The sequence below is a fragment of the Belnapia mucosa genome, from assembly GCF_016775475.1.
GTDB classification, from domain to species: domain Bacteria; phylum Pseudomonadota; class Alphaproteobacteria; order Acetobacterales; family Acetobacteraceae; genus Belnapia; species Belnapia mucosa.
In genome coordinates this window covers 1-1,488 of the sequence record NZ_JAEUXJ010000068.1, presented here as the reverse complement: position 1 = coordinate 1,488, position 1,488 = coordinate 1, and the positions used below count along the sequence as shown (strand labels likewise).

Sequence of the window (1,488 nt, the reverse complement as noted above, 5' to 3'; positions counted from 1 at the left end):
CTAGGAGCCCGTCCCGGTAACCGCATTTCGGGGCTGATGCCGCTGGGGGCGGAGCGGCACTGATGGCGTGCACGCCGTCGCTATACGTCAGGCGGCGGTTGCCCTGGCGAGCTTGGTGAGATTATGGGCGGTGCAGACCAGCGCCCATTCGTGTTTCACCTTCTCGAGGCCGCGGAGCTGGAACTGCCGAAAGCCTCGTGCTCCCTTGATCTGTCCAAAGACGGGTTCGACGACCTGCTTGCGGACTTTGTAGCGGCTGCGTCGACCCGCGCGTCTGAGCCGCTGACGCATAGCCGAAACCAGAGGGCCTCGGCGCTGCTCCTCTCCGCCATCGGGGTGCTTGGCGCGACCGGTGGCGACGTAGGCGCGGATCCCGCGGCTGGCGAGATCGGCCAGGTTGGCCTCGGAGCAGTAGCCGCTGTCGGCGGAGACCTCGGCCGGCGTGGCTTCGGTGTTAACGGTGACCGCATCGAGCAGTGGTCCCAGCGCGTCCTGATCGGCGGCGTTGTTGGTCAGGTAGTGCGCCACGATGACCTGCGCGGTCGCATCCACCGCGGCCTGGGCGTTGTAGGCCTGCACGAAACCGTCGCGGCCCTTCATGATCCGGCTCTCGGGATCGGTGAAGTTGCGCTGCGTCGAGGGCTTCGGCACGCCGGGCGGGTGCTTTGGCTTGCGACCGCGGCGTCCGCGCGGCGAGCCGTCGGCCTTCGTGCCTGGGTCCGGCTTGGTAGCTTCGGCGGCCTGAGCCTCGGCCTCGAGTTCCGCTTTCACTGCCCGGATCCGCTCCAGGCGCCGCTGCTTATCACGCATCCAGGCCGGCATCTCGTCGCCGCGCCGGTCCGCACCGAGGGCGGCGTCCTCCGCGGTATCGGCGCCCTCGGCCTGCGCCAGCCAGCCCTCGACCTCGGCGGCCAACTCGGCCTCGGCCGGGCCCATCCGGCCGTAGCTCATGGCCTTGTGCTTGGAGGCATTGGCCCGCAGCTTGGTGCCGTCCACCGCGACATGGCTGAGCCTGACCAGGCCGGCGCGCCGGCACAAGGCGAGCACCTGCGCGAAGAGCTCGGCCAGCGCCGCCAGATGGCGCCGGCGGAACTCGCTGATGGTGCGGAAGTCCGGCCGGTTCAGCGCCGTCACCGCCTGGAAGTCCAGCCGCTCCTCGCAGGCCCGCGCGATCTGCCGCGACGAGTAGACGCCACGGCTGTAGGCATAGAGCAGCAGCGCCACCATCATCGCCGGATGGTACGGCGGATAGCCCCTTGGCTCCGTGTAGGCGGCAAGTATGGCGGAGAGATCAAGCTCCTCCGCCGCGATGTCGCGGACCAGATGCGCGGGATGCCCCTCAGGGACGAACTCTTGCACCGAGGGCGGCAGCAGCCAGACCTCATCCACCTTCCAGGGCCGAAAGCTCTTCGTCATGCCGTCGAGCGAATCACTGCACGCCCGGCCTGTCGAGCCTCTTCACCCGTTACCGGGACGGGCTCCTAGCCC

The 1,488-nt window shown here is 69.2% G+C and carries 1 protein-coding gene; it reads right to left on the bottom strand.

Translation table 11 applies throughout. The features are described from left to right. Nucleotides 1–87 precede the first annotated feature (87 nt). Nucleotides 88–1,416 carry an IS1182 family transposase gene (locus JMJ55_RS30370; protein ID WP_202829337.1) on the bottom strand — a complete coding sequence of 443 codons (1,329 nt, stop codon included), beginning with the start codon at nucleotides 1,414–1,416 and terminating at the stop codon, nucleotides 88–90. Nucleotides 1,417–1,488: the final 72 nt, after the last annotated feature.

What these genes read in the sequence shown, in the direction of transcription:
- JMJ55_RS30370 (WP_202829337.1), bottom strand. Translation starts at nt 1,416, where the DNA reads ATGACGAAGAGCTTTCGGCCCTGGAAGGTGGATGAGGTCTGGCTGCTG.